Origin of the sequence: Penaeicola halotolerans, from assembly GCF_016464625.1 — a bacterium.
Taxonomy (GTDB): Bacteria; Bacteroidota; Bacteroidia; order Cytophagales; family Cyclobacteriaceae; genus Penaeicola; species Penaeicola halotolerans.
Map to the genome: position 1 here is coordinate 230,911 of NZ_JAEAGO010000001.1, position 24,415 is coordinate 255,325.

Sequence of the window (24,415 nt, forward strand, 5' to 3'; positions counted from 1 at the left end):
ATGAATATGAAATCAATCTTTAAAATTTTAAGCCTAGTGAGCATGATGGTGTTCGCTATAGCTTGTACTGAGGAGCCTGCTATCTTTTTAGAGGAAAATCCTCAAATGGCAACACTTTCAGTGCCGTTTAACAATGCGGTATTGAATCAAGAGAATGCTGATGAGAACATTACTTTCACTTGGGAGAAATCAAACTATGGTTATGATGCAGCGGTGACATATACTGTTCAGGTCGCGATTGCAGGAACTGAGTTTAGAGAGCCTATAGATTTAGTATCTAGTACAACTACACAAGCATCAGTGACAACTGCTGAGTTTAACCAAAGACTTATTGCATTGGGAATACAAGCAGATAGTGAAGGTGAGATAGAAGTAAGACTAGAATCAAAACTCAGCGGAACAAAAGTGTCTGAAATGTATTCAAATTCTTCTATTATGACTGTTACTCCTTATTTCGTAGAGTTGACATTCCCAAGATTATACATTCCGGGTGAATACCAAGGATGGGATCCTTCTAGAGAAAATACGATCATTTACTCAGAAAGATCTAACAATATATACAGTGGATATATCCATATCTATGGTGGATCTGGTGAGTTTAAAATCAATGAAGGCCCAAGCTGGGATGTCAACTATGGTGATAATGATGCTAATGGGACTCTTGATCAAAATGGAGCTAACATCAACGTAGGAACTGAGTTCGGTACGTTCAAATTGGATGTCAACATGAATGAGTTGACTTATACACTTGGTGCACCGATCAAATGGAGAATCATCGGTAGTGCTACACCAGGTGGATGGGATGCCGATACAGATATGACTTTCAATCCAGATGAAAACGTCATGGAAATCACTACTGATCTAGTCGTTGGAGAGTTGAAGTTTAGAGGTAATGCAGACTGGGGTAGTAACTTCGGTGATGATAATGGAGATGGTGTTTTAGAGGCTAATGGAGATAATATACAAGTGCCAGAAGCTGGTAACTACACCATCAAGATGGACTGGAAAACTCCAGGGCAAGTTAGTTATACATTAGTTAAGAATTAATATTACACCTATACAATGAAAGGAACAGTGACTCCACTGTTCCTTTTTTTCCTCTATTAAGATTACATTTCCCTCTTGCTTATGAAACGATTATTACTTTCTCTGATAGGTTTATTGGTGACCGTATTTGCTATAGGGCAAGTCACCACAGAACCTGCCAATCCAAGACCCAATCAAACAGTCAAAATCATTTATGATGCTACTCAAGGTACTTCAGGCCTACAAGGAGCTGCGAAGGTTTACATGCACTCTGGTGTGATCATCGATAGCCCAAATGGCACTACATGGGAATATGTGGTAGGTAACTGGGGTCAAGATGATGGTATCGGTGAGATGACTCGAGTAGAAGGCGAGACTAATAAGTGGGAGATCACGATCACACCAACTGAATACTACCCCATTACAGCAAATGATGTCATATATAGATTAGGGATGGTTTTTAGAAATGCTGACGGAAGTAGAGAGGGTAAAAATGCCAGCAATGGTGATATTTTTGTCAATATGAACCTTGGCTTTGATGTCAGATTTGATGAGCCAGCCAATAGCAGTATTGCGATATCTGAAGGAACATCGGTTAATTTCAAAGCAGCAGCCACTGAGATAGCGGATTTTTCTTTTAAGCAAGATGGAGTAGAAATTGGGACTGGAGCAGCTTCTTTGACTTTTGAGCAAACAGTATCTGGCCTGACAGAGGGTTCATACACTTTTCAAATTGACGCCACTTTTGAAGGCGAAACAAAGTCCGCGACTAGAGAAGTGGTTGTTTTTGGTGCTAATGTACAAGAGCCACTTCCTGTAGGTGCTAGACCTGGGATCAATTATATAGATGATCAGACTGCCATTTTAGTTTTACAAGCACCCAACAAAGCAAATGCCTTTGTGATTGGTGATTTTACCGATTGGGAGATCAATGCGGCTTATCAAATGAAGCAAACACCAGATCAAGAGTTTTTCTGGTTACAAATCAATGACCTCACTCCAGGGGAAGAATATCTATTTCAATACTTAGTAGATGGAAGAATCCGTATAGCTGATCCTTATGCCAAAAAAGTGGCTTTTCCTAATAGCTATGGAGAGGAAGAAGAGATCACTGCAGAGAATAGATATCCAGGATTGAAGCCTTATCCAGCTGGGAAGACTAATTTTGCGGTTTCATATCTGCAAACAGCACAAAATGAGTACGCTTGGATAAATACAGACTATGAAAAACCAGCACCAGAAGACCTTGTGATTTATGAGCTTTTGGTGAGAGACTTTACAGATGAGCGCACATATAATGCTGTCACTGAGCGCCTAGACTATCTTCAATCTTTGGGTATCAATGCCATAGAACTTATGCCTGTGATGGAGTTTGAAGGAAATCTTAGTTGGGGATATAATCCTGCCTTCTTTTTTGCTCCAGATAAATACTATGGAACAGAAAACGAGCTTAAAAGACTAATCGATGAGGCACACGGCAGGGGGATGGTGGTCATCATGGATATGGTCTTGAATCATGCCTACGGGCGTAATCCGATGGTCAGACTCTACAGCAGCGGAGACTATGGACCACCTACAGCTGATAATCCATGGTTTAACATTGAAGCTACGCACCCATTTAGTGTGGGCTATGACTTCAATCATGAAAGTGAGTACACCAAATCATTTGTAGACTCGGTCAATAGATATTGGATAGAAGAATATAAGATAGACGGCTACAGGTATGACCTTTCTAAAGGCTTCACACAAGTCAATAGTGGAGGAGATGTAGGACTATGGGGTCGAAGAGACGATAGTCGAATTGCGCTTCTTAAGAGAATGTATGATAAGATCAGAACTTACTCTGATGCTTATGTGATATTGGAGCACTTTGCTGATAATGAAGAAGAGAAGATCCTAGCTGACTACGGCATGATGCTCTGGGGCAATATGAATGGAGACTTTAGAAATATGGCCAAAGGTGCTAGCAGTAATTTCAATTGGGCATATCATGGAACCAGAAATTGGGAGCAACCTCACCTAATTGCCTATATGGAAAGTCATGATGAAGAGCGACTCATGTGGGAATCTCTCAACTTTGGAGCTACTAATTCGACCTTCAATGTGAGACAGCTTCCTAACGCTGTTCGTAGAAATCAAATGTTGGCCGCATTTTTCTTCAGCATACCAGGTCCTAAGATGCTCTGGCAGTTTGGAGAGTTTGGGTATGATGAGGAATTGAATGATGACCGACTGGGAGTAAAACCTACTAGATGGGAATACTTGGATGATCCTGACCGCAGTAGACTATTTGGAGTATATGCCAATATGGCTAAACTCAAGACTACTGAGTCTATATTTAAGACTACCGATGTGACCCTTTCTCTCAACAGTAATTTGAAAAAAATCTTGCTTCAAGAAGGAGACACTAAGCTTTTTGTGGTAGGGAACTTTGCAAGTACGGTTTACAGAGGCTCATTAGGCTTCCCAGAAGAAGGTACATGGTATGATTACCTGACTGGTGAAGAGGTACAGGTAAATAGAGTTGGACAGGATTTTAGACTAGAGCCTTCTCAGTTTCACGTATTGATCAATAAACCGATCACTTTTCCAGAGGAGGAAGATCTTGTAGATTTTTCTCTCAATGGTGTTGTGACTAATATTGAGGTAGTCAATTTTAATAAAGTATTTAAACTATACCCTAACCCAACCAATGGTGTAATAACTTTGGAAATACCATCAGGATTGCAGACTTTTGAGTGGCGAATCCATGACCTATCAGGTCGTGAAGTGCTCAATGGCCGCCACCAGCAGTATCAATCCGATGCGATATCTTTAGATATGACAGCTATGAAGGCTGGGATTTACATGCTTGAAATTTTTGATGGTCAAAGAGTCTATCGCTCAAGAATCAGTAAACAATAAATTTTCAACATTTTAACCATTGCATAATGAAATTTAAACCAGGCGTACTACATGGCCAAGCGCTAAAGGATCTGATGGCTTATGCTAAAGAGAACCAGTTTGCACTTCCAGCTGTCAATGTCATCGGAACAAACTCTGTCAATGCAGTATTAGAAACTGCAAAAAAGGTAAATTCACCAGTGATCATCCAGTTTTCGAATGGTGGCGCTCAGTTTTTTGCAGGGAAGAGTTTGCCTAATGACCAACAGCAAGCATCTATCGCTGGTGGTATCTCAGGGGCACTTCATGTACATGAGATGGCCAAAGCCTATGGAGTACCAGTAGTCCTTCATACGGATCATGCAGCTAAAAAATTACTTCCTTGGATCGATGGATTGTTAGATGCAGGAGAGAAATATTTCAAAGCTAACGGACAGCCACTTTACAGCTCTCACATGCTTGATTTGTCAGAAGAACCTATCCATGAAAATATCGAGACTTCCGTCAAGTACTTTGAGCGGATGAATAAGATGGGAATGGGCATCGAGATAGAGCTTGGTGTAACAGGCGGTGAAGAAGATGGTGTAGACAATAGCCACGTAGATAGTTCTAAGCTTTATACACAGCCTGAAGAAGTCAATCAAGCATACGAAGCTTTGAGCAAAGTTGGAGATCTATTCACCGTAGCAGCAGCTTTTGGTAATGTGCATGGAGTATATAAGCCAGGAAATGTGAGTTTGAGGCCTTCGATTTTGGATGATTCACAACAATTTATCGTCAAGAAGCATGGATTGACTGGCAAGCCAGTATTCTTTGTATTCCATGGTGGCTCTGGCTCTTCCGTAGAGGAAATCAGAGAAGCGATAGGCTATGGTGTGATCAAAATGAACATCGATACTGATATGCAATGGGCATACTGGGAAGGTGTCAAAAACTACTATCAAGCCAACGAAGGCTACCTACAAGCACAGCTAGGAAATCCTGACGGTGATGATAAACCAAATAAAAAGTATTATGATCCGCGTGTTTGGTTGAGAAAAGGAGAAGAGAATTTTGTAAAAAGACTCGAAGTGGCTTTTGACATGCTCAATGCGATCAACAAAAACTAAATTTAATGTCAGAGCCTCAGTCGATTTATTGACTGAGGCTTTTAGTTTATTTCAAACCTAATCTAATACCATGAAGACCAAAAACTTATTACTTGTAGCTTTAGCAGCGGTGAGTATGGCTTGTGGCGAGCAAAAAGCCGAAGAACCAGCAGTGGAAGCTAAGACGACTAAATTTCCCAATGGAGTTACTTATGAAATCTTTGTTCAGTCATTCAATGATACGGATGGAGATGGCATTGGAGACTTTAATGGTGTCACTGAAAAACTAGATTATATCAAAGATCTTGGAGTTTCTGCTATTTGGTTTATGCCGATCATGCCTTCTCCATCTTATCACAAGTATGATGTGACTGATTATAAGGCAGTTCATCCAGACTATGGTACCATGGAGGATTTTAAGCGACTACTAGATGAGGCGCATAAGAGAGATATCAAGATCATCATAGACTTGATCATCAATCATACAAGTGATGAGCATCCGTGGTTTTTAGAAGCTAAAAAAGGTCCTGATAATCCTTACAGAGATTACTATGTATGGGCACAGAAGGATACTATCCAAGACTATTTGAACAAGAAGACAATCACACTAGACAGTGATAATATCCGTCAATGGCATGATCCAGGGCAAGGCGATCAGTTTTACTATGGCTTTTTTGTGGGAGATATGCCAGATCTAAACTTTGACAATCCTAAGGTGAGAGAAGAAGTCTATGAATTAGGAAGATTTTGGCTAGAAGATATCGGTATAGATGGGCTTCGAATGGATGCTGCTAAGCACATCTTTCCAGATGAGCGCGCTACAGATAATCATGCCTTTTGGAAAGAGTTTAGAGATGAGATGGTCAAAATCAAACCTGATGTATATATCGTAGGTGAGGTCTATGACAATCTCGATGTAGTAGCACCTTATTTACCAGGTCTACCAGCACTATTTGATTTCGATTTTCATTATACCTTATTAGGTGCTTTCAATGAGTCTGATGGAATGAAGCTAGTGAAAAGACACCAAGAAATCTTAGATTTTTATGCAGAGATTTCTGATGATTTTGTAGACGCTACTTTGCTATCTAATCATGATCAAAACAGAATATTGACTGATCTGGGTGGAGATATCAGAAAAGGAAAAGTAGCAGCTGCTGTACTCTTCACTATGCCTGGGGCACCATACATTTATTATGGCGAAGAGATAGGTATGCTAGGCAAAAAGCCAGATCCTAATATCCGTGAACCATTCCTATGGGATATCAAAGAGAAAGATAGCGGGAGAACTACTTGGATCGAACCAGTCAATACGACTGACGAAACAGTCACGCCTTTAGCACTTCAAATCCAAGATGATCAATCGATCTATAATGTTTATAAGCAATTGATCGCTTTGAGAAATGATAATGCTGTCCTCGTTCACGGGGAGTTGATAGCAGTAGACACGCAATCTGACAAATCAGTCATGGCCTTAGAGCGAAAGTTAGGCAATGAAAGTTGGTTGATCTTCCACCAAATTGGTGATCAATCGAGTACTTTTACGCTTCCTCAAGGATACGAAGATCATAGCGAAGAGGTCTGGAAGCATGCAGGTGCGACTATTTCAGATGGTCAAGTCACACTTCCACCTTTTAGTACATTGATTTTGAAGAAATAAACAAATGCATAAAGCCTTTGAAGTAGTTCAAAGGCTTTATTTTTTTGACTAATAAACTGATTTAGATAATTGCATTGCCATAGATAAGGCAACAAAGATATTGTTTTGAGAAATACCCGAAGGGCTTTCAAATATTTCTGTACTACTCCTTAGATTTCTCACTTCTAGCCTACAAAATAAACTGGTTACGGGCTGATAATCTAAGTTGAGTGAAAAGCCTAGTGTTTCGAAGCCCTGTTGTTGATCAGTAATAACGATGACTTCATTAGGATCTTGATAGTACTCTGCTCTGGCTGCTAATCGCCATTGATCAGATATTTGATATCTTCCTATCAATAGTGGGCTAAGCCAAGTTTGGGATAATCCAGTTTGGTCATTGTTTTGCTGTAAGCCCAAATCAAAGCCTGCTATCAAACCTATGCGATCTGTTATCTCAAATTGGCCATAAAAATTATTAAAAACCCGTATTCTCCTACTAATATCTGGATCGTCAGTTCCTACAAAAGTGCTCCAATTAAGTAGCAGATTTTTGGAAGGTGTATATCTCAATTGGCTTCCTGCAGATAAGAGAGAATTACCTGTTACTCGTTGTATTCTTTGCCATCCATTTAATGCTAAAAGTGAGATTTCCCAAGCATCATTAGGGTTATAAGATAGTTTTGCTCCTGCCATGAAATAAGGGGAGTTTTCTGCGGCTAATGATCTAGTTAGTGTCCAGTTTTCTGAGGATACTGCACTCTCTATTCCTATATGAGAAGGCATGATGCCAGCATCTAGCCAAAGAGTATTAGCGTTGTTTAAAGAGATACCGATATTAGCTTCATGTATATTTTGAATAATACTGGCTTCTTGGACATAATTATCGCTCACATAAGTTCCTGATTGCCAAGCTAGATTTGCTCTATATTTAGTGCTTTGTACATTGATTTTGATCAAGGCTAAATTAAAATTGAACTCATGATGCCTATTATGATTGAACAAAAAATCTTGACGAACATTTCCTTGAGGTCTGCTAAAATCATAGATATAATAAGTGTCTAGAAATCCAAAAATAGTGATACTAGGTTTTTCTTGCCAAGAGCTATCACTTTGAGCACTTAATGTGGATATGGCAAGGCTTAAAAAGCAACAAGTTAGAATCAAACTATTCTTCATAATGAGTCAAATATAAATCATTACTTGAAAATGACATGTTGTATTTTACTTTTGACGTCTTCTCATTTTACTCAAGCTAAAGAAGTATGAAATGGTTTTAGCTTTATCCATAATACCTAAGATTAATTGAATTTGTAGTAAAATGAAAAAATACTGTTACCACTCATTTTTGACTATATTAGCCTTAAATTTTCAATAGTGTATAGGCATTTCTTCAAATATCTCATAGACTTTATTTTAGCATTTATCGCTTTTGTGCTCCTTTCTCCTATATTTTTGGCTGTCACATTAGCTTTATTGATTGCGAATAATGGTAAGCCTTTTTTTCTACAAGCTAGACCTGGGAAGGATCAGCGTATATTCAAAGTGATCAAGTATAAGACCATGAATGACAAGAGAGATACACAAGGAGTGCTATTGCCTGATGCTGATCGCATGACCAAAATTGGGTCTTTAGTCCGAAAATCCTCCTTAGATGAGATTCCCCAACTTTTAAATGTGATCAAAGGTGATATGAGTTTGGTGGGGCCTAGGCCGCTTTTAGTAGAATATTTACCTTTATACTCTGCTCTTCAGGCACGCAGGCATGAAGTTAGACCGGGTATCACAGGTTGGGCTCAGATCAATGGCCGAAATACGATCACTTGGGAACAGAAGTTTGCTTATGATGTATGGTATGTAGATCATATGAGTTTTTGGCTGGATATCAAGATCCTCTTTATGACAGTACTCAAGGTCTTTAAAAGGGAAGGAATCAGTCAAGAGGGACAAGCAACAATAGAGAAATTTAAAGGAACACGTTAATCAATCGATGATGTATATATATGGAGCTTCTGGACATGCTAAAGTAATTATTGATATTCTTTTCACTCAAAATGAAGGAATTAGAGGGATTTTTGACAAGAATCCTGAGATCAAAGATATTTTGGGCTTGCCTGTGTTAGGTCCTTTAGAGGATGATTTTGACTTTGATGCCCCTACGATCATTGCGATTGGGAGTAATATTATCAGAAAAAATATAGCGGAGAAACTTGCCTCAAGGACAGAATTTGGAAATGCTGTTCATCATAGTGCGATCATCTCTGACATGGTCTCTATTGAGGAGGGCACAGTCGTGATGCATGGAGCGATCTTGCAAGCCAATACCTTCATAGGAGCTCACGTAATCATCAACACTGCTGCTTCGGTAGATCATGACTGTGATATCGAGAATTTCGCTCACATAGCACCTCATTCCACACTTTGTGGTGGTGTGAGTATTGGGGAGGGGACATTAGTTGGCGCTGGTGCTACGATTATTCCTGGAGTGAAGGTCGGCAACTGGTGCACTATAGGAGCAGGTGCAGTGATTACTAAAGATGTTCCTGATGGGGCTACAGTCGTTGGATTTGACAGAGTGATTAAGAGATAAGATGAAAGATAAAATATGGCTTTCCTCACCTCATATGGGGCATATGGAGCAAGTTTTCGTGAAAGAGGCTTTTGATACCAACTGGGTAGCACCACTAGGTCCTCATGTAGATGGTTTTGAGCAAGACCTGGCGAGATATACAGGAGCTAAACATGCCGCAGTTTTGACTTCTGGTACAGCAGCCATTCATCTGGCATTGATTTTACTGGGAGTAGAGAGAGGTGATGAGGTTATCTGCCAGTCTTTTACATTTTCAGCATCAGCTAATCCGATCGTTTATCAAGGAGCCACCCCTGTTTTTGTGGATTCTGAGAGAGATACTTGGAATATGTGTCCACAGCATCTCGAGCAGGCTATTAAAGATCGCTTGTCTAAAGGTAAAAAAGTGAAGGCCATCATTCCAGTGCATCTTTATGGGATGCCCGCTAAAATGCAGGAAATTCAAACTATCGCTACGCAATACAATATTCCCATCATAGAAGATGCAGCCGAAGCGCTTGGGTCTAGCTATCAGGGAAAAGCTTGTGGTACATTTGGGGAACTGGGCGTTTTATCGTTTAACGGAAATAAAATCATCACTACGAGTGGTGGTGGAGCGCTGATCGGAAATAATGAAAAACAAATCATTCAAGCTAGGTTTTTGGCAACCCAAGCAAGGGATGCAGCGCCACATTATCAGCACTCTCATATAGGCTACAACTACCGCATGAGCAATATTTCTGCGGGCATTGGAAGAGGTCAGATGATTGTCTTGCCAAATAGAGTTGCGCAGCGTAGAGCCAATTTTGAATGGTATCGATCACAATTAAGTAAGGCTGGATTTGACTTTCAGCCTGAGGCAAGTAGTAGTTTTAGCAATAGATGGCTGACTGCACTGACCATAGATCCTAAAGAAACTGGATATGATAGAGAAGCACTTAGGTTAGCGCTAGAAAAAGAAAATATAGAGTCTAGACCACTTTGGAAGCCGATGCACATGCAACCTATCTTTAAAGAGGCTCCATATTATGGAGAGGGGATAGCAGAAGATTTATTTGACAAGGGACTTTGTCTTCCTAGTGGTAGTAATCTAAAAGAGGATGACCTCCTTAGGGTGAAAGAGGTCGTGTCACAACTAACTAGCGGATGACTTATTCATTGATTTATCAAAAGTCTAAGGATTTGAAATATACGTATATGTGTCTGTAAATGAGGGTAGTTTTAAATTATCCTTTCATTAATTTCCATCAGAAATACTTCTTTCTTTGAATAGAAATTGTATTTTTGTTTTGGTTGAATATGAATAAAAGACCACTAGCCTAACCGTATAATGACTAAGCAAGCAAGATTTCTAAATACCTTGACCATCCTGCCTAGATGGATCATCGTACTGCTTGACACAGTAGTTTTTGCACTCTCTGCTGTTTTAGCTTACGCGCTACGTCTCAATTTTGAAATAGATGCGATGTATAATATTGACTTCATGAATGGGGTCGGACTTTTTACTACCGCAGGTTTACTCTCTATCATTCTGACTAAAAGCTACGCAGGTATCATCAGATACACGGGTGTGCAAGATGGTATGCGTGTGCTTGGGGCTATTTCACTAGCCTTTTTGATTTCATTGATAGCAAACAATGTTTTGGTTAAAGTATACGATCGAAACATCATTCCATATTCAGTTCTAATCATTGGCTTCTTAGTTTCCGCATTTTCATTAATCATCTATAGGCTTTTGGTAAAAGAGCTTTTTGAGTTTTTTAAAAATGGCAATAAAACTGTTCGATCGGTCGTGATTTTTGGGGCAGGTAGAACTGGAATGCTCACTAGACAGGTGATCAGTAAGGATAATACCGCTAGGCTTAGAATGGTAGGTTTCTTAGAAGATGACCAATCTAAAGTAGGCAAGGTAATAGATGGGATTAGAATCTATGATGCTAAAAAGTCAATCAAAGATGTCTTCGAAAAATATTATGTAGATGAAGTAATCATCGCTATACCTGACCTCCCGCTCGATAGAAAGAATCAGGTAATTGATATTTGCCTAGAATTTGGAGTAAGAGTAAGTACTGTGCCTCCATTAGAAAACTGGACAAACGGAGAGCTAAGTGCAGGCCAAATTAAAAAGGTAAATATAGAAGATCTGCTAGGTAGAGAATCGATCAAGTTGGATAATTCATATGTAAGAGATGAACTCTCCGACAAAGTCGTCATGATCACGGGAGCTGCTGGCTCTATCGGTAGTGAGATTGTACGTCAGGTAGCTGGATATCAGCCTGCTGCCATCATCATGGTAGATCAATGGGAGACTGGACTTTTTGATATCGATGGTGAAGTAGCCATTAAGTTTCCCTTACTGAAAGCGATACCGATCCTTTCGGATATTAGAGATGAATCTAGGATGAAAGGAGCCTTTGAAACTTTTAGACCTGATATCATCTTTCATGCGGCAGCTTATAAGCATGTTCCTATGATAGAAAATAACCCTTCAGAAGGAATTAGTTGTAATATCAAAGGAACAAAAATACTGGCTGACTTAGCGACTGCTTATCATGTGGAGAAGTTTGTCATGATCTCTACTGACAAAGCTGTAAATCCAAGTAATGTCATGGGAGCCTCTAAGCGTATAGCTGAAATCTACGTGCAGTCTCTCAATAACTTCCTGAGAAAATATAATCCCGGTCACACGAAGTTTATCACGACTAGATTTGGTAATGTCCTTGGCTCCAATGGTTCAGTGATCCCTCTTTTCAAAAAGCAAATTGAAGAGGGCGGACCAATTAGAGTTACTCATCCTGAGATCACAAGGTATTTCATGACCATTCCTGAAGCGTGTCAACTAGTATTGGAAGCTGGAGTCATGGGTAAGGGAGGCGAGATATTTATCTTCGATATGGGTCAACCTATCAAAATAGTGGAGTTGGCAAAGAAAATGATTCGACTTTCTGGGTTAAAACTAGATGTGGATATAAAAATTCAGTTTACTGGCTTGAGAGATGGTGAAAAACTCTTCGAAGAGTTATTAAACAATCAAGAGGTAACACTAGCAACACACCATCCGAAGATCATGGTGGCAAAGGTTAGAGAATATGATTTTGAGGAAGTGAAGCAAGATATGCTGGAACTTTCAAGCTTGCTTGAAGCATCGGATGAGATGCAGTTTGTAGCTAAGATGAAGTCCATGGTGCCAGAATACGTGAGTAATGCCTCTAGGTTTACCGCTTTAGATAAATAAAAAAAGCTGACCTTTAGGTCAGCTTTAATTACATTTCAACTGGATAATGCTTAATCGTTAAAAAGCATTTTTTTCAATTCGTCTTTCGACTGTCCTGTTTTCTTCTGCAGAGTGCCGAGAAGTTCATCCTCTTTGCCTTCTGCGTATATCAAATCATTATCAGTCAGATCGCCATACTTTTGCTTTAACTGACCTTTTAATTCATTCCAATTACCTTTCAATGTGAGCTTGTTCATGTCAATAAAATTTAAAGTGAAACATGTGAGCTGGTTATAAATGTCTAAAACCCAAAATGAGAAATGTTGCTAAAGCGCATAAGTTTTTAGACTACTCTTACACTTTATATATACGGCATCGGTCTCAAAAAGTTGCTAATTTTTAAAATTAGAGGGTTTTATAGCCTTAGATTGCTATCTAAAGACCATTTGCCTCCTCCCTTGATGATCAGGAAAATACTACCAAGGAGCATAGACCAATCTGTTCTACTACTATGCATCATCGGCCAAAACCCCTCTTCTGAAAAGATAGTAAATTTAGTAGTGGCGATGGCTACTAACATGATGACTAAAGTAGGTACTGCAGCCAATCTAGTAAGCAGTCCAAGGAGTATCAACATGCCAGATAATATCTCAAAAAGACCAACACAGCTCCCTAGAAATTCAGGATTTGGGAGGCCAATTTTTTCAAATCTACCAGCACCTCTAATGGCTGGAAAGAGGAATTTTTGGATGCCTTCTGACAAAAATACTGTACCTACCATAAGTCTGATTAGAAATATACTAGCTTCATTTTTAGTTTGGAGTAGTTTGTTTTTCATTATTCTAAAGTTTAGATGATGCCCATACCAAGTGCTAAAGAAATCAATAGAAGCATGATAGCTACCAATCTTTGAATAAAGATCAAGGTTACTTTTTTGAGCAATCTATGACCAATATAAGCTCCTACAATCGCGGAGATAGTCGCTGAAATAACCAAAGGTAAGTTATCAGTCAGCCCTGCACTGGTAAAGCGTGTGGCATATACTGCAAGTCTAGTAAAGTCTATGAAGCAAGCAATGATCACAGCTGTTCCCACAAAGGACTCTTTGGATAGTCCGGCCTTGATTAGAAAAGCACTTCTCAATGCTCCCTGATGACCAGAAAGACCACCAAAAAAGCCACTTAGAAAACCTCCTAGAGGAAGTTTTTCTTTACCAAATTGAAGTCTTTCAAAGAATGGTATAAGATCCATAAGCGCGAAACAGATAAGCAATAAGGAAATGACAAACTTGATGTAGCTAACTTCGAAGAGTTTTCCTTGAAGGGTATAAGCATAAAGTATGGTATCTTCTGGAAGTTTCAAGAGTGCCCAAGCCCCTAAAAAGGAGGCTATGATAGCAGGTATACCAAACTTAATCAACACATCTTTGCTAGCACTTTTTCCTACTAAGCCTACCTTAAAAAGGTTATTAAAGAAATGGACTACACCTGTCAATGCGATAGCGAGATCGACTGGGAAAAAGACGATAAATACTGGCGTGAGGATAGTGCCGAGACCAAATCCTGAGAAAAAAGTAAGTATGGCTGTGACAAATGCAGCTATACTGATCGTGATGATTTCCATAGTTAAAGATAAGTCTTAAAAGCTTTAATTTTCAAAAATGCAGACTTGTCTCTACGCCTAATAACTTATCTTTGCTATAAATAATCAAAGTTATGATCATAGTAGGAAATGCCGTCATCAGTGAGGATATCAAAGATCAGTTTTTTGTATGCGATCTAGAAAAGTGTAAAGGTGCATGCTGTGTAGAAGGTGATGCGGGTGCTCCACTCGAAGATGAGGAGTGTGCTACACTGGAGGAGATATATCCACTAGTGGCACCCTATCTGACGCAAGAAGGTAGAGATGTCATAGAGACTCAGGGTAAGTGGGTACTTGATAGCGATGGGGATAAATGTACACCGACCATTGGTGATAATGCAGAGTGTGCTTATGCGCTATATGATGAAAGAGGAATCTTAAAATGTGGTATAGAAGAAGCTTATAATGATGGGAAAGTAGATTTTAAAAAACCGATTTCCTGTCACCTGTATCCGATAAGAGTCACTAAGTATGATCAATATGATGCGCTGAACTACGATAGATGGCATATTTGCAATCCAGCATGTAGTTTAGGAAAAGCTTTGGAGCTGCCTATCTATAAATTTCTAAAAGATGCGCTAGTCAGAAAGTATGGTCAAGATTGGTATGATGAATTGGTGCAGGAGGTAGAAGGCTGAGGCAATTATTTCAACTTCTCGCTATGCGCTTGATTAAGTTTTGAAAGCTGCTGGATCATATCACTTTTAGCACTAGCATCCATTCCGATGAGGACTTCATTGATACTGTCTAGTTTCATATAGGCTTCTCTGACTTTTAGCTTCCCACTTTCTGAAAGCATCAATGTCTTTGCTCGCTTATCATTAGGGTCTGTATCTTCTATGATCCACCCTTCTTTTTGAAGTCTTTTGATGATGTCATATCCCGTTGAAAGCTCAATGAGATTGATCTCGCAGAGAACTTTTTTTTGTATTCCTGGTATCCGATCTATGGTAGAGAGAAAGCCAAAATCATCTAGACTGTGGATATTGATTTCATGTAACAGTTCTTTGCTATACAATCTGATAAACTTGTATAGTCTAGCGATGAGATAGCCTGCTACGGCATCTTTATTTGCAGTACTTTGATGCTCTATGGCATAGCTTTGTTTTGAACTTTCCCTTTCAACTAGCCATTTACCAAAGTCAGCCAGATTACCTTCAGCATTTAAGCTTAAGTATTCTTCCCATTTTTCGATCAGGGGCAGATAGGACGTCATCTTATTTGGTGTCATTTACTACGAAATCGTTATTTATCAATGAGCTCAATGTATTAAAATTATGAAAAAAATATTTTCAAAGTAGAGAACAAAAATTAAGTGTTATGGTTTCGTAATATTATCAAATGCTTCATCTTTCATCAAAAACAGATTTGAAATCAATGAAATTAAACAAACTACTTTTGATTTTTTGTACGCTGATTACTTTAAAAGTAAATGCACAAACTAATGGGGTATTACAAGGGACTATTTTGGATAAAAACACAAAAGAGCCTCTTATTGGAGTATCAGTTGCACTAATAGGTACAGATCCACTTATAGGAGGTATCACTGATATCTCAGGGAAGTATCGCATTGAGGCTCCGACTGGCAGTTACAATGTGCGTGCAAGTTTTATAGGCTACAAGTCTGAGCAGCGTTTCAATATCATCCTAAGCTCAGGGAATGCTTATATCGTCAATTTTGAGTTAGAAGAAGAAGCATCCAATCTAGATGAGGTAGTTGTCACAGTAGGAAGGGCTGCTTCAGCCGCTACAATTCAGAACCCAATTTCTATTAATAGGTTGAGTACTGAAGAGATTAAGAGTAATCCAGGAGGAAACTTTGACATCTCCAGAGTGATACAAACACTGCCTGGTGTGGGAGGCTCAGCGGGTACGGGAGGAGCTTTTAGAAATGACATTATCATCAGAGGTGGAGCACCTAATGAAAACGTATTTTATCTCGATGGTATAGAGATTCCCGTGATCAATCACTTCCAGACTCAAGGAGGATCAGGTGGCCCAGCAGGTATTTTAAACGTATCCTTTATCGAAGACGTCACGCTTAATTCCTCTGGATTCAACGCCAAATATGATAATGCCCTCGCCTCTGTATTTGAATTTAAGCAAAGAGAAGGTAATCAGGAGCGATTTCAAGGAAATGTCAGATTGAGTGCTACTGAGCTAGCAACTACTTTTGAAGGGCCAGCAGGTAAAAAGACAAACTATCTAGTTTCGGCTAGAAGGTCATATTTGCAGCTATTGTTCCAAGCGATAGATCTGCCTATCAGACCAAACTATTGGGATTTTCAGTACAAAGTCAGTCACCAGTTGAATGATAAATTAACGCTGACAGCTTTAGGAGTAGGAGCCATCGATGAGTTCAGGTTTGGTGTGCCTAGAGAGTCTAGTCCAGATAAAGCATATGTCCTTAGAGCTACTCCGAGTAATAATCAGTGGAACTATACTGTGGGATTTTCATTAAGAAAAAGATTGGCAAACGGCTACAGCTTACTTTCAGTAAGTAGAAATGTGTTTGACAATCGCGTGGATAGGTTTGAGGACCAAGAGAGTGGAGAGAATAATCAGCGAAATCTAGGTATCCAGTCTCAAGAGGTAGAGAATAAGCTCAGATGGGAAGTCAATAAAAGCCAAGGATCATGGAAATATAGCTATGGTCTCATGGCGCAGTACATTGACTTTTCAAATGAGGTGTTTAATGTGGTTCGTAAAGAGCTAAGAGATGAAAACGACCAAGTAGTTCAACCAGCAGTCGTCTTTGATTATAATGCACAAATAGATTACTTAAGATATGGAGCATTTGGTCAAGTTTCTAGGTCATTTTTCAATAATAGACTAGGTTTCAATGCGGGTATCCGTACAGATATGAATAGCTTCACTGATACAGGCATGAATCCACTGAGAACACTTTCGCCAAGAATGTCACTTTCCTATGTACTGACTGATAAACTTAACCTGAATGGATCTGTAGGTCAATACTATAAAACACCAATCAATACAGTTTTATCATTTCAAGACGAATCAGGCAATTTTGTCAATAAGAACAATGAGTACATCGGATCACTTCATTACGTGCTTGGCTTAGAGTATTTGCCAAGAGAAAGTACGCGATTTACAGTAGAGGGCTTCTATAAAAAATATACGAACTATCCAGTTTCTATCAGAGATGGTATTTCTCTAGCCAATTTGGGAGGTGATTTTTCTGTTGTTGGCAATGAGCCAGTTGCTAGTACTGGAGATGGGAGAGCTTATGGTTTCGAGTTTTTGTTTCAGCAAAAGTTGATAGAAAACATCTTTGCGGTATTTTCATATACTTATGTCAGGAGTGAGTTTTCAGGTTTAGATGGTGAGTTTATCTCGTCTTCATGGGATAATCGAAATTTGATCTCAGCACTTTTTGGTAAGAAATTCCCAAAAGGATGGGAGCTTGGTCTGAAGTATCGATATGCTGGAGGCTCCCCTTTGACACCATTTGATCTAGAGGCTTCAAGACTTAATTTCCTATCATTAGGCACTGGAGTTTTAGATTTTGATAGGTTGAACTCGGAGCGACTTGGTGGATTTAGCCAGCTAGACGTTCGTATAGATAAGAAGTGGAACTTCCCTAAGTACTCGCTCAATATCTTCTTGGATGTTCAAAACGCACTTATCACAGTCAATCCGTCTGCACCTAGGTATTCATTCCAGCGAAATGCAGATAATACAGCATTCTTGACAACTGATGGGCAAGCTATCAGGCCAGATGGATCAAATGGGATTCCTATTTTGCTCATTGATGATGACGCCATCCCGACACCAAGCATTGGGATCATCTTTGAATTCTAACAACTTACTTGATAACCAAACCAAAAAGAAAGGCTACCCTAGGGTAGCCTTTTCTATTATTTGATTTTCGAAAAGTCGAATGTTTCGAGATATTTGGTAGTGAATTCACCTTTTTTGAAGCCCTCATCTTCCATGAGTGCGATATGAAAAGGAATAGTCGTTTTGATACCTTCGATGACAAACTCCTCAAGCGCACGTTTCATTCTGACGATCACTTCTTCTCTAGACTGACCGCTTACTATAAGCTTAGCGATCATAGAGTCATAGTTAGGAGGGATGACATAGCCTGCATACACGTGACTATCCACTCTGATACCTCTACCTCCAGGAATGTGAAGATTAGTGATTTTGCCTGGACTTGGACGGAAGTTGTTGGCAGGATCTTCGGCATTGATACGACACTCCATCGCGAAAAGACTAGGGTAGTAGTTTCTGCCAGAAATTTTCTCACCAGCAGCTACTTTGATTTGTTCTTTGATCAAGTCAAAATCCGTCACCTCTTCCGTGATTGGGTGCTCAACTTGGATACGGGTATTCATCTCCATGAAGAAGAAGTCACCGTTTTTGTCCACTAAGAACTCGATAGTTCCAGCACCTTCGTATCCAATAGCCTCAGCACCTTTGATCGCAGCTATACCCATTTGCTCTCTGAGCTCTTGTGTCAAGAATGGAGATGGGGTTTCTTCTACGAGCTTTTGATGTCTTCTTTGAATAGAGCAGTCTCTTTCAGATAAATGACAAGCTCTTCCTGAGCTATCACCTACTATTTGGATCTCTATATGACGAGGCTCTTCTAAGTATTTTTCCATGTAGAGTCCATCATTGCCAAAGGATGCACTAGCTTCTTGCTTCGCATCATCCCAAGCTTTTTTGAACTCCTCATTATTTCTAACGATACGCATACCCTTACCACCACCTCCAGCTGTTGCTTTGAGGATGACAGGATATTTCATTTTATTAGCTAGTTTGATGCCTTCCTCGATAGAGTCTAGCAATCCATCTGAACCAGGAATAGTAGGCACTCCAGCGGCTTTCATAGTAGCTTTAGCTGTGGCCTTGTCACCCATTTTGTCGATCATATCAGGGCTAGCACCGATAAATTTGATCCCATATTCTTGGCATACCTTTGAAAACTCAGCATTCTCAGATAAAAAGCCATAGCCAGGGTGAATGGCGTCAGCATTAGTGATCTCTGCAGCTGCGATGATTCTTGGGATATTGAGGTAAGATTCTTTGCTCGGTGCTGGACCTATGCAGACTGCCTCATCAGCAAATCTAACATGCAAACTATCCTTATCTGCTGTAGAGTAAACAGCTACTGTACTGATACCCATCTCTTTACAAGTACGGATAACTCTAAGTGCTATTTCTCCTCTGTTAGCTATTAATATTTTTTTAAACACGATCTATCAAATTAAGAAATGAAACAATCAACCCAATTTATCAAGATGGATCTACTAAGAACAATGGCTGATCATACTCTACTGGAGAGGCATTGTCTACTAGGATTTTGACGATAGTTCCTGATACTTCAGATTCGATTTCGTTGAAGAGTTTCATCGCTTCGATGATACAAACTGTGCTGCCAGCACTCACTTTGTCACCTACTTGAACAAAAGCAGGAGAATCAGGATTGGCAGATCTGTAGAAAGTACCGATCATCGGTGATTTGATTTCTATATATTTTTTATCGGTAGCTGCGGGTGCTGCGGGGGCTGGTGCCGCGGCAGGAGCAGGAGCTGCAGGTGCTGGTGTAGCGGCTACAGGAGCAGGAGCTGCTATAGTTTCGATGCGTTGGATAGTTGGCTCTACAGCCTTTTTTACTGAGATTTTAAAAGCTTCTGTCTCAATGTTTACTTCAGCAAGTTCTGATTTGGCAATAAAATCAATTAGGTCTTGAATTTCTTTAGCTTTCATTTGTCTATTGTTTGTGTTAAGCTTCTGTGTTTTGATAAAAAGGAAAGACTCGTTTGAGCAGTTCTTCCTCGGATGAATCCATATGGAAACAATAAAGCTATACAATTTAAGCAAATCGCATAGCTTTCGTAAATTATTTTACTCTTTCGGAGTATGATCCGTCTCTAGTATCTACTTTGATGACTTCATCTTGCTCGATAAAAAGAGGAACCATCACTGTAGCACCAGTTTCCATAGTAGCAGGCTTTAAGGCATTTGTAGCCGTATCACCTTTGATGCCAGGCTCTGTATACGTCACTTGTAAGATAACAAATGGAGGTAGTTCTACAGAAAGAGGGGTTTCAGTCTCTGCATGATAGAAAATATCCACTGTTTGACCCTCTTTTAAAAGCTCTGGTCTTTCAAGTAGTTTTTCATCGATAGGCACTTGCTCAAAGGACTCGCTGTCCATGAAGTGATATCCTAGGTCATCTTTGTATAAAAATTGATGAGCTCTTTTTTCTACACGAGCGGTAGTTACTTTTACACCTGAGTTAAAAGTATTGTCTATCACCTTACCTGTTCGGAGGTTTTTCAGCTTCGTTCTCACGAAAGCAGGACCTTTTCCTGGCTTCACGTGTTGGAATTCCACGATAGAGTAGATGTCATTGTTATACTCTAAGCAAAGTCCATTTTTAAAATCTGCAGTAGATGCCATGTATGTTTTGCTATTTAAGTTGCTCTTGATTATTTAGGGTCGTATGCCCACTTCACATAAATAGATCCCCAAGTAAAGCCACCACCAAAGGCCGCTAAAATGAGGTTATCTCCTTTTTTAAGTTGTTTTTCATACTCCCAAAGGCATAGTGGTATAGTACCACTTGTAGTATTGCCAAACTTGTGGATATTGAGCATGACTTTGTCTTCTCCTACGCCCATTCTGTTGGCAGTAGCATCGATGATACGCTTATTTGCCTGATGGGGTACGAGCCAAGCGACATCATCTGCCTGTAAGTTATTTCTCTCCATGATCTCAGCAGAGACATCCGCCATGTTGGTAACGGCAAATTTGAACACTGCAGAGCCTTCTTGATAGACATAATGCTGACGTGCAGCTACTGTCTCAGCCGTAGCTGGTCTTCTGCTTCCACCTGCTTTCATGTGTAGGTAGGGCGCTCCGGAGCCATCAGACTTCATGATAGTATCCATGATGCCAAACTCCTCAGTGGTAGGCTCTAGTAATACTGCACCACCACCATCTCCAAAGATGATACAGGTAGCACGATCAGTATAGTCTATGATAGAAGACATCTTATCAGCTCCTACCACAATGACTTTTTTGTATTTACCTGTTTCGATAAATTGTGATCCCGTAGTCAATGCATATAAGAAACCTGAACATGCAGCTTGTAGATCATAACTAAAAGCGTTTTTTGCTCCGACACCATCAGCGATTAGGTTGCCTGTAGCAGGAAACTGCATATCAGGAGTAGTTGTCGCACAGATGATGAGATCAATGTCTTCTGCTTTTGTATTTGTTTTTGCTAGAAGTCCCTTTACAGCATTGATTCCTATGACAGAGGTACCTTGGTCTTCACCTTTTAGGATTCTTCTTTCTTTGATTCCAGTACGGCTGGTGATCCATTCATCGTTTGTATCTACCATGGTCTCGATTTCTTGGTTGGTCAAGACATAGTCTGGCACCCAAGCGTTGATTCCAGTGATAGCGGCTCTGATTTTTTTCATTTTAATAGGTTTATGCGTTGCCATTAAAGGCCTCGTAAATTTTATGGTAGATATCAGCTTTGGCCATTTGCTCTGCCTGCAAAATCATATTTTTGATAGCCTCAGGCGAAGATATACCGTGTCCCACGATCACATTACCATTGACTCCCAAGATAGGACTACCGCCTACCGCTTCGTAGTTGAAGTTTTCAAAGAAAGGATCGAGGAAGTTTCTAGATTTAAGTAAATCATAGAGTGATTCACCCATTTTGATCAAGATATTACCAGTAAAACCATCACAGACGATCACATCTGCTTTGTCATTGAAAGCATCTCTTCCTTCTATATTACCGATAAAATTGATCTGAGGATTATCCTGCAGGATAGGGAAGGTAGCTTGGCAGACTAGATTGCCTTTCTTCTCTTCTTCTCCTATATTCATCAATCCCACTTTAGGATTGTTTATTTTCAAAACGTGCTCAGCATAGATAGAGCCCAAGATGGCAAATTGATTGAGTACATCAGGCTTGACGTCTGCATTGGCTCCCACATCTAGTATAACACCAAACCCTAGAGTTTCCTTAGGCATAAAGCTAGCAATAGCAGGTCTGAACACACCTTCAATAGGCTTGATGGTAAACATAGCACCTACTAGCATCGCTCCAGTGTTACCTGCGCTGCAAAATGCTTCTACTGATTTACTTTTGAGGAGTTTGTAGCCAACAGATATGCTGGACTGGGGTTTTTGAGAAAAAGCTTTCGTAGGGTTTTCACCCATTTCGATCACTTCCTCTGCATGCATAATTTCTAGCTGAGGACTAGAGATATTGTGATCCTTCAGTTGTGCTTTTATAAGCTCTTCAGGACCAACCAAAACAATGGTAATGTCTTTTGGTAACTTTTCTAGGGCTAATTTTACTCCGGATATTACGTTTTCCGGAGCAAAATCACCTCCCATTGCATCTACTGCAATTTTCATAAGCTACTAAGATTAAACTGCGAGTTCTTTCTCTATGGCTGGTTTGCCTCTATAGTAACCACACTCTCCACATACTCTGTGGTATAATACTGGTGAACCACAGTTAGAGCACTCCATAAAAGTGGCTGCTGTTAACTTATAGTGAGTTCTTCTCTTGTCTCTTCTCGTTTTGGAAATTTTACGTTTAGGATGCGCCATCTCTATCTAATTATTTATATTATTCAAATTTGTTTTTCAAGTCTTTCAATTTACTCCAGCGAGGATCAGGTTCAATTGGATCATCACTTTCATCACCTTCTGATACCTCTTCGATATCCTCGTCTTCAGCGATCTCTGAGCTGTATACTAGTACACCTCCTAGATAGTCTTCATCATCATCTTCTTCAGTACGATAGTCAGGATGTATCTTTTTGACAGGAACTTGCAAACAGATAATCTCGAAGAGTATTTGACCTACATTGATACTTTGTGTATCTCTAGTGATGATCACGATCTCTTCACTGACTTCTTTATACTCTTCACCGAATTTGTAAATGACTTTTTCGGTAATTTGTATCGGAAAATCAAATTCTTCCAAGCTTCTATCGCATGTTAGAGACACTTTGCCATCTATTTCCATGGTCATGTTGATCATGGTAGATGTTTTATTCAAGGTCACTAGCGCTTTGAGATCTCCTTCTTTGACTATGTCGTTTTCATAGTAAGCGAAGAAGTCATTTTTAATCTCAAACTCAAAGGAATGAATCCCTTCTTTGAGTCCGTAAATGTCGATATTGTACTGCTTTAAATTCATTCCCAATACCTCTACTCTAAATCAAGGTCGCAAAGTTAAGCAACTAATTTAAAATACTAAAATATTATTCTCTTTTTGATGATATTAAAGCACTGGACTTGCGGCTTCTTTTCTTTTGAGTACGATATCATAGGCAGCAAAGAGCGCAGCGCGCATACTATTTTCATCGGCTACATTTTTACCAGCTATATTATAAGCCGTGCCATGATCTGGAGAGGTTCTCACGATCGGAAGTCCAGCAGTGAAGTTGACCCCAGTTTCAAAAGCCATTGCTTTAAAAGGAATCAGGCCTTGATCATGGTACATGGCTAGCACTGCATCAAACTTACGCTGATGTGCCATACCGAAGAATCCGTCTGCGGGATACGGTCCAAAGACCAAACTACCTTTTTGCTTGAATTTTTGAATAGTAGGTTTGATGATTTCCTCTTCTTCTTTGCCCAAAAGTCCATCTTCGCCAGCATGTGGATTTAATCCTAATACAGCTATTCGTGGTTTTTTGATACCAAAGTCTTTCTGTAATGATTTTTCTAAAAGCCCAAGCTTAGTCTCTATTCGCTCAGCGGTTAGTTTCTGTCCTACTTCCATTAGTGGGACATGACCTGTGACCAAACCTACTTTAAACTCTTCTGAAATGAGAAACATCAAGCTGTCTTTAGTATCAAAGCTCTCTGTAAACATTTCTGTATGGCCAATGAAGTGAAAATCTTCAGAATTGATATTGTTTTTATTCACTGGAGCAGTACATATAGCATCTAATTTACCAGCTTTCATATCTGCTATGGCAGTAGTGATAGCGGCTATGGCCATCTTACCAGCCTCATGCGTCTCCTGTCCCGGATATACATCTGGAGACTCTTCTAAGCAGTTGATCACATTGATCTTACGAGCATGAGCCTCATCGATACTTTTGATTTGCATAAACTGAAAATCTTCCTTTTCCAGTTGTTTTCTATAAAAGGAGATCACCTTACCATGTGCATAGATGATAGGAGTGATCATTTTTAGGATTCTATTGTCAGATAGTGATTTCATGACTACCTCAGGACCGATGCCATTGATATCTCCGATGGTAATGCCTATGATAGGTTTATCGTGGGGTCTATTTGTACTCATAGCTTGTAAGGTACGCTTTTTGATTTA

Annotated in this window: 23 protein-coding genes; 10 read left to right on the forward strand and 13 right to left on the reverse strand. The window is 39.7% G+C overall.

Annotated features, from left to right (window positions below; translation table 11 throughout):
* Positions 1–6: 6 nt before the first annotated feature.
* The 4 genes from I5349_RS00980 (at position 7) to I5349_RS00995 (ending at position 6,657) form a co-directional block, all read left to right on the forward strand.
* Positions 7–1,047: a SusE domain-containing protein gene (locus I5349_RS00980; protein WP_226388853.1), complete on the forward strand. Its 1,041-nt coding sequence runs from the start codon at positions 7–9 to the stop codon at positions 1,045–1,047.
* A gap of 81 nt (positions 1,048–1,128) precedes the next feature.
* Entirely contained in the window at positions 1,129–3,930 is a 2,802-nt protein-coding gene (locus I5349_RS00985; RefSeq protein WP_226388854.1) for an alpha-amylase family glycosyl hydrolase, read from the forward strand.
* A gap of 26 nt (positions 3,931–3,956) precedes the next feature.
* A complete protein-coding gene (fbaA, locus tag I5349_RS00990) occupies positions 3,957–5,018 on the forward strand; it encodes a class II fructose-bisphosphate aldolase (RefSeq protein WP_226388855.1) in 1,062 nt (353 codons plus the stop codon).
* A 70-nt stretch (positions 5,019–5,088) separates the two neighbouring features.
* On the forward strand, positions 5,089–6,657 hold the full coding sequence (locus tag I5349_RS00995; RefSeq protein WP_226388856.1) for an alpha-amylase family glycosyl hydrolase: 1,569 nt from the start codon (positions 5,089–5,091) through the stop codon (positions 6,655–6,657).
* Positions 6,658–6,705: 48 nt separating this feature from the next.
* Here the strand turns inward: I5349_RS00995 and I5349_RS01000 are convergent, their stop codons facing one another.
* Positions 6,706–7,812 (reverse strand): porin, encoded by a 1,107-nt coding sequence (locus I5349_RS01000; protein ID WP_226388857.1) that lies wholly within the window; start codon positions 7,810–7,812, stop codon positions 6,706–6,708.
* A 198-nt stretch (positions 7,813–8,010) separates the two neighbouring features.
* Between I5349_RS01000 and I5349_RS01005 the strand changes: the two genes are divergently transcribed.
* The 4 genes from I5349_RS01005 to I5349_RS01020 all read left to right on the forward strand — a co-directional run bounded on the left by I5349_RS01005 (position 8,011) and on the right by I5349_RS01020 (position 12,437).
* Positions 8,011–8,616 (forward strand): sugar transferase, encoded by a 606-nt coding sequence (locus I5349_RS01005; protein WP_226388858.1) that lies wholly within the window; start codon positions 8,011–8,013, stop codon positions 8,614–8,616.
* A 7-nt stretch (positions 8,617–8,623) separates the two neighbouring features.
* Entirely contained in the window at positions 8,624–9,223 is a 600-nt protein-coding gene (locus I5349_RS01010) for an acetyltransferase (protein WP_317194217.1), read from the forward strand.
* A 1-nt stretch (position 9,224) separates the two neighbouring features.
* The gene (locus I5349_RS01015) at positions 9,225–10,352 is read left to right on the forward strand and encodes an aminotransferase class I/II-fold pyridoxal phosphate-dependent enzyme (protein ID WP_226388859.1); all 1,128 of its coding nucleotides are present in this window, start codon (positions 9,225–9,227) and stop codon (positions 10,350–10,352) included.
* A gap of 180 nt (positions 10,353–10,532) precedes the next feature.
* On the forward strand, positions 10,533–12,437 hold the full coding sequence (locus tag I5349_RS01020; RefSeq protein ID WP_226388860.1) for a polysaccharide biosynthesis protein: 1,905 nt from the start codon (positions 10,533–10,535) through the stop codon (positions 12,435–12,437).
* 50 nt (positions 12,438–12,487) lie between these two features.
* On the opposite strand, the gene I5349_RS01025 is transcribed toward I5349_RS01020, so the two are convergent.
* The 3 genes from I5349_RS01025 to I5349_RS01035 form a co-directional block, all read right to left on the reverse strand.
* Positions 12,488–12,673, reverse strand: coding sequence for a CsbD family protein (locus tag I5349_RS01025; protein WP_226388861.1), 186 nt, complete (start codon positions 12,671–12,673; stop codon positions 12,488–12,490).
* Positions 12,674–12,831: 158 nt separating this feature from the next.
* Complete coding sequence (locus I5349_RS01030; protein ID WP_226388862.1) at positions 12,832–13,254, reverse strand: DoxX family protein; 423 nt, start codon at positions 13,252–13,254, stop codon at positions 12,832–12,834.
* 11 nt (positions 13,255–13,265) lie between these two features.
* Complete coding sequence (locus tag I5349_RS01035) at positions 13,266–14,039, reverse strand: sulfite exporter TauE/SafE family protein (RefSeq protein ID WP_226388863.1); 774 nt, start codon at positions 14,037–14,039, stop codon at positions 13,266–13,268.
* A gap of 92 nt (positions 14,040–14,131) precedes the next feature.
* Here I5349_RS01035 and I5349_RS01040 point away from each other — a divergent pair, with 92 nt between their 5' ends.
* Complete coding sequence (locus I5349_RS01040) at positions 14,132–14,695, forward strand: DUF3109 family protein (protein ID WP_226388864.1); 564 nt, start codon at positions 14,132–14,134, stop codon at positions 14,693–14,695.
* Between the two features lie 5 nt (positions 14,696–14,700).
* On the opposite strand, the gene I5349_RS01045 is transcribed toward I5349_RS01040, so the two are convergent.
* Positions 14,701–15,288, reverse strand: coding sequence for a MarR family winged helix-turn-helix transcriptional regulator (locus tag I5349_RS01045; RefSeq protein ID WP_226388865.1), 588 nt, complete (start codon positions 15,286–15,288; stop codon positions 14,701–14,703).
* A 146-nt stretch (positions 15,289–15,434) separates the two neighbouring features.
* Between I5349_RS01045 and I5349_RS01050 the strand changes: the two genes are divergently transcribed.
* Positions 15,435–17,879, forward strand: coding sequence for a TonB-dependent receptor (locus I5349_RS01050; RefSeq protein ID WP_226388866.1), 2,445 nt, complete (start codon positions 15,435–15,437; stop codon positions 17,877–17,879).
* A gap of 56 nt (positions 17,880–17,935) precedes the next feature.
* On the opposite strand, the gene accC is transcribed toward I5349_RS01050, so the two are convergent.
* The 8 genes from accC to pdxA all read right to left on the reverse strand — a co-directional run bounded on the left by accC (position 17,936) and on the right by pdxA (position 24,388).
* The gene (gene accC / locus I5349_RS01055) at positions 17,936–19,282 is read right to left on the reverse strand and encodes an acetyl-CoA carboxylase biotin carboxylase subunit (protein WP_226388867.1); all 1,347 of its coding nucleotides are present in this window, start codon (positions 19,280–19,282) and stop codon (positions 17,936–17,938) included.
* A gap of 40 nt (positions 19,283–19,322) precedes the next feature.
* Entirely contained in the window at positions 19,323–19,796 is a 474-nt protein-coding gene (gene accB / locus I5349_RS01060; protein WP_226388868.1) for an acetyl-CoA carboxylase biotin carboxyl carrier protein, read from the reverse strand.
* A 133-nt stretch (positions 19,797–19,929) separates the two neighbouring features.
* Positions 19,930–20,493 (reverse strand): elongation factor P, encoded by a 564-nt coding sequence (efp, locus tag I5349_RS01065; protein WP_226388869.1) that lies wholly within the window; start codon positions 20,491–20,493, stop codon positions 19,930–19,932.
* Positions 20,494–20,522: 29 nt separating this feature from the next.
* Positions 20,523–21,521: a beta-ketoacyl-ACP synthase III gene (locus tag I5349_RS01070; protein ID WP_226388870.1), complete on the reverse strand. Its 999-nt coding sequence runs from the start codon at positions 21,519–21,521 to the stop codon at positions 20,523–20,525.
* 10 nt (positions 21,522–21,531) lie between these two features.
* Positions 21,532–22,479, reverse strand: coding sequence for a phosphate acyltransferase PlsX (plsX, locus tag I5349_RS01075; RefSeq protein WP_226388871.1), 948 nt, complete (start codon positions 22,477–22,479; stop codon positions 21,532–21,534).
* Positions 22,480–22,491: 12 nt separating this feature from the next.
* Positions 22,492–22,677 (reverse strand): 50S ribosomal protein L32, encoded by a 186-nt coding sequence (gene rpmF, locus I5349_RS01080; protein ID WP_226388872.1) that lies wholly within the window; start codon positions 22,675–22,677, stop codon positions 22,492–22,494.
* Between the two features lie 19 nt (positions 22,678–22,696).
* Positions 22,697–23,272 carry a YceD family protein gene (locus I5349_RS01085; RefSeq protein WP_226388873.1) on the reverse strand — a complete coding sequence of 192 codons (576 nt, stop codon included), beginning with the start codon at positions 23,270–23,272 and terminating at the stop codon, positions 22,697–22,699.
* Positions 23,273–23,356: 84 nt separating this feature from the next.
* A complete protein-coding gene (pdxA, locus tag I5349_RS01090; RefSeq protein ID WP_226388874.1) occupies positions 23,357–24,388 on the reverse strand; it encodes a 4-hydroxythreonine-4-phosphate dehydrogenase PdxA in 1,032 nt (343 codons plus the stop codon).
* Positions 24,389–24,415: the final 27 nt, after the last annotated feature.

Bases quoted from the DNA above. Each gene is read 5' to 3' on its own strand.
- I5349_RS00980 (WP_226388853.1), top strand. From the start codon at position 7: ATGAAATCAATCTTTAAAATTTTAAGCCTAGTGAGCATGATGGTGTTC.
- I5349_RS00985 (WP_226388854.1), top strand. From the start codon at position 1,129: ATGAAACGATTATTACTTTCTCTGATAGGTTTATTGGTGACCGTATTT.
- fbaA (WP_226388855.1), top strand. From the start codon at position 3,957: ATGAAATTTAAACCAGGCGTACTACATGGCCAAGCGCTAAAGGATCTG.
- I5349_RS00995 (WP_226388856.1), top strand. From the start codon at position 5,089: ATGAAGACCAAAAACTTATTACTTGTAGCTTTAGCAGCGGTGAGTATG.
- I5349_RS01000 (WP_226388857.1), bottom strand. From the start codon at position 7,812: ATGAAGAATAGTTTGATTCTAACTTGTTGCTTTTTAAGCCTTGCCATA.
- I5349_RS01010 (WP_317194217.1), top strand. From the start codon at position 8,624: ATGATGTATATATATGGAGCTTCTGGACATGCTAAAGTAATTATTGAT.
- I5349_RS01015 (WP_226388859.1), top strand. From the start codon at position 9,225: ATGAAAGATAAAATATGGCTTTCCTCACCTCATATGGGGCATATGGAG.
- I5349_RS01020 (WP_226388860.1), top strand. From the start codon at position 10,533: ATGACTAAGCAAGCAAGATTTCTAAATACCTTGACCATCCTGCCTAGA.
- I5349_RS01025 (WP_226388861.1), bottom strand. From the start codon at position 12,673: ATGAACAAGCTCACATTGAAAGGTAATTGGAATGAATTAAAAGGTCAG.
- I5349_RS01030 (WP_226388862.1), bottom strand. From the start codon at position 13,254: ATGAAAAACAAACTACTCCAAACTAAAAATGAAGCTAGTATATTTCTA.
- I5349_RS01035 (WP_226388863.1), bottom strand. From the start codon at position 14,039: ATGGAAATCATCACGATCAGTATAGCTGCATTTGTCACAGCCATACTT.
- I5349_RS01040 (WP_226388864.1), top strand. From the start codon at position 14,132: ATGATCATAGTAGGAAATGCCGTCATCAGTGAGGATATCAAAGATCAG.
- I5349_RS01045 (WP_226388865.1), bottom strand. From the start codon at position 15,288: ATGACACCAAATAAGATGACGTCCTATCTGCCCCTGATCGAAAAATGG.
- I5349_RS01050 (WP_226388866.1), top strand. From the start codon at position 15,435: ATGAAATTAAACAAACTACTTTTGATTTTTTGTACGCTGATTACTTTA.
- accB (WP_226388868.1), bottom strand. From the start codon at position 19,796: ATGAAAGCTAAAGAAATTCAAGACCTAATTGATTTTATTGCCAAATCA.
- efp (WP_226388869.1), bottom strand. From the start codon at position 20,493: ATGGCATCTACTGCAGATTTTAAAAATGGACTTTGCTTAGAGTATAAC.
- I5349_RS01070 (WP_226388870.1), bottom strand. From the start codon at position 21,521: ATGAAAAAAATCAGAGCCGCTATCACTGGAATCAACGCTTGGGTGCCA.
- plsX (WP_226388871.1), bottom strand. From the start codon at position 22,479: ATGAAAATTGCAGTAGATGCAATGGGAGGTGATTTTGCTCCGGAAAAC.
- rpmF (WP_226388872.1), bottom strand. From the start codon at position 22,677: ATGGCGCATCCTAAACGTAAAATTTCCAAAACGAGAAGAGACAAGAGA.
- I5349_RS01085 (WP_226388873.1), bottom strand. From the start codon at position 23,272: ATGAATTTAAAGCAGTACAATATCGACATTTACGGACTCAAAGAAGGG.
- pdxA (WP_226388874.1), bottom strand. From the start codon at position 24,388: ATGAGTACAAATAGACCCCACGATAAACCTATCATAGGCATTACCATC.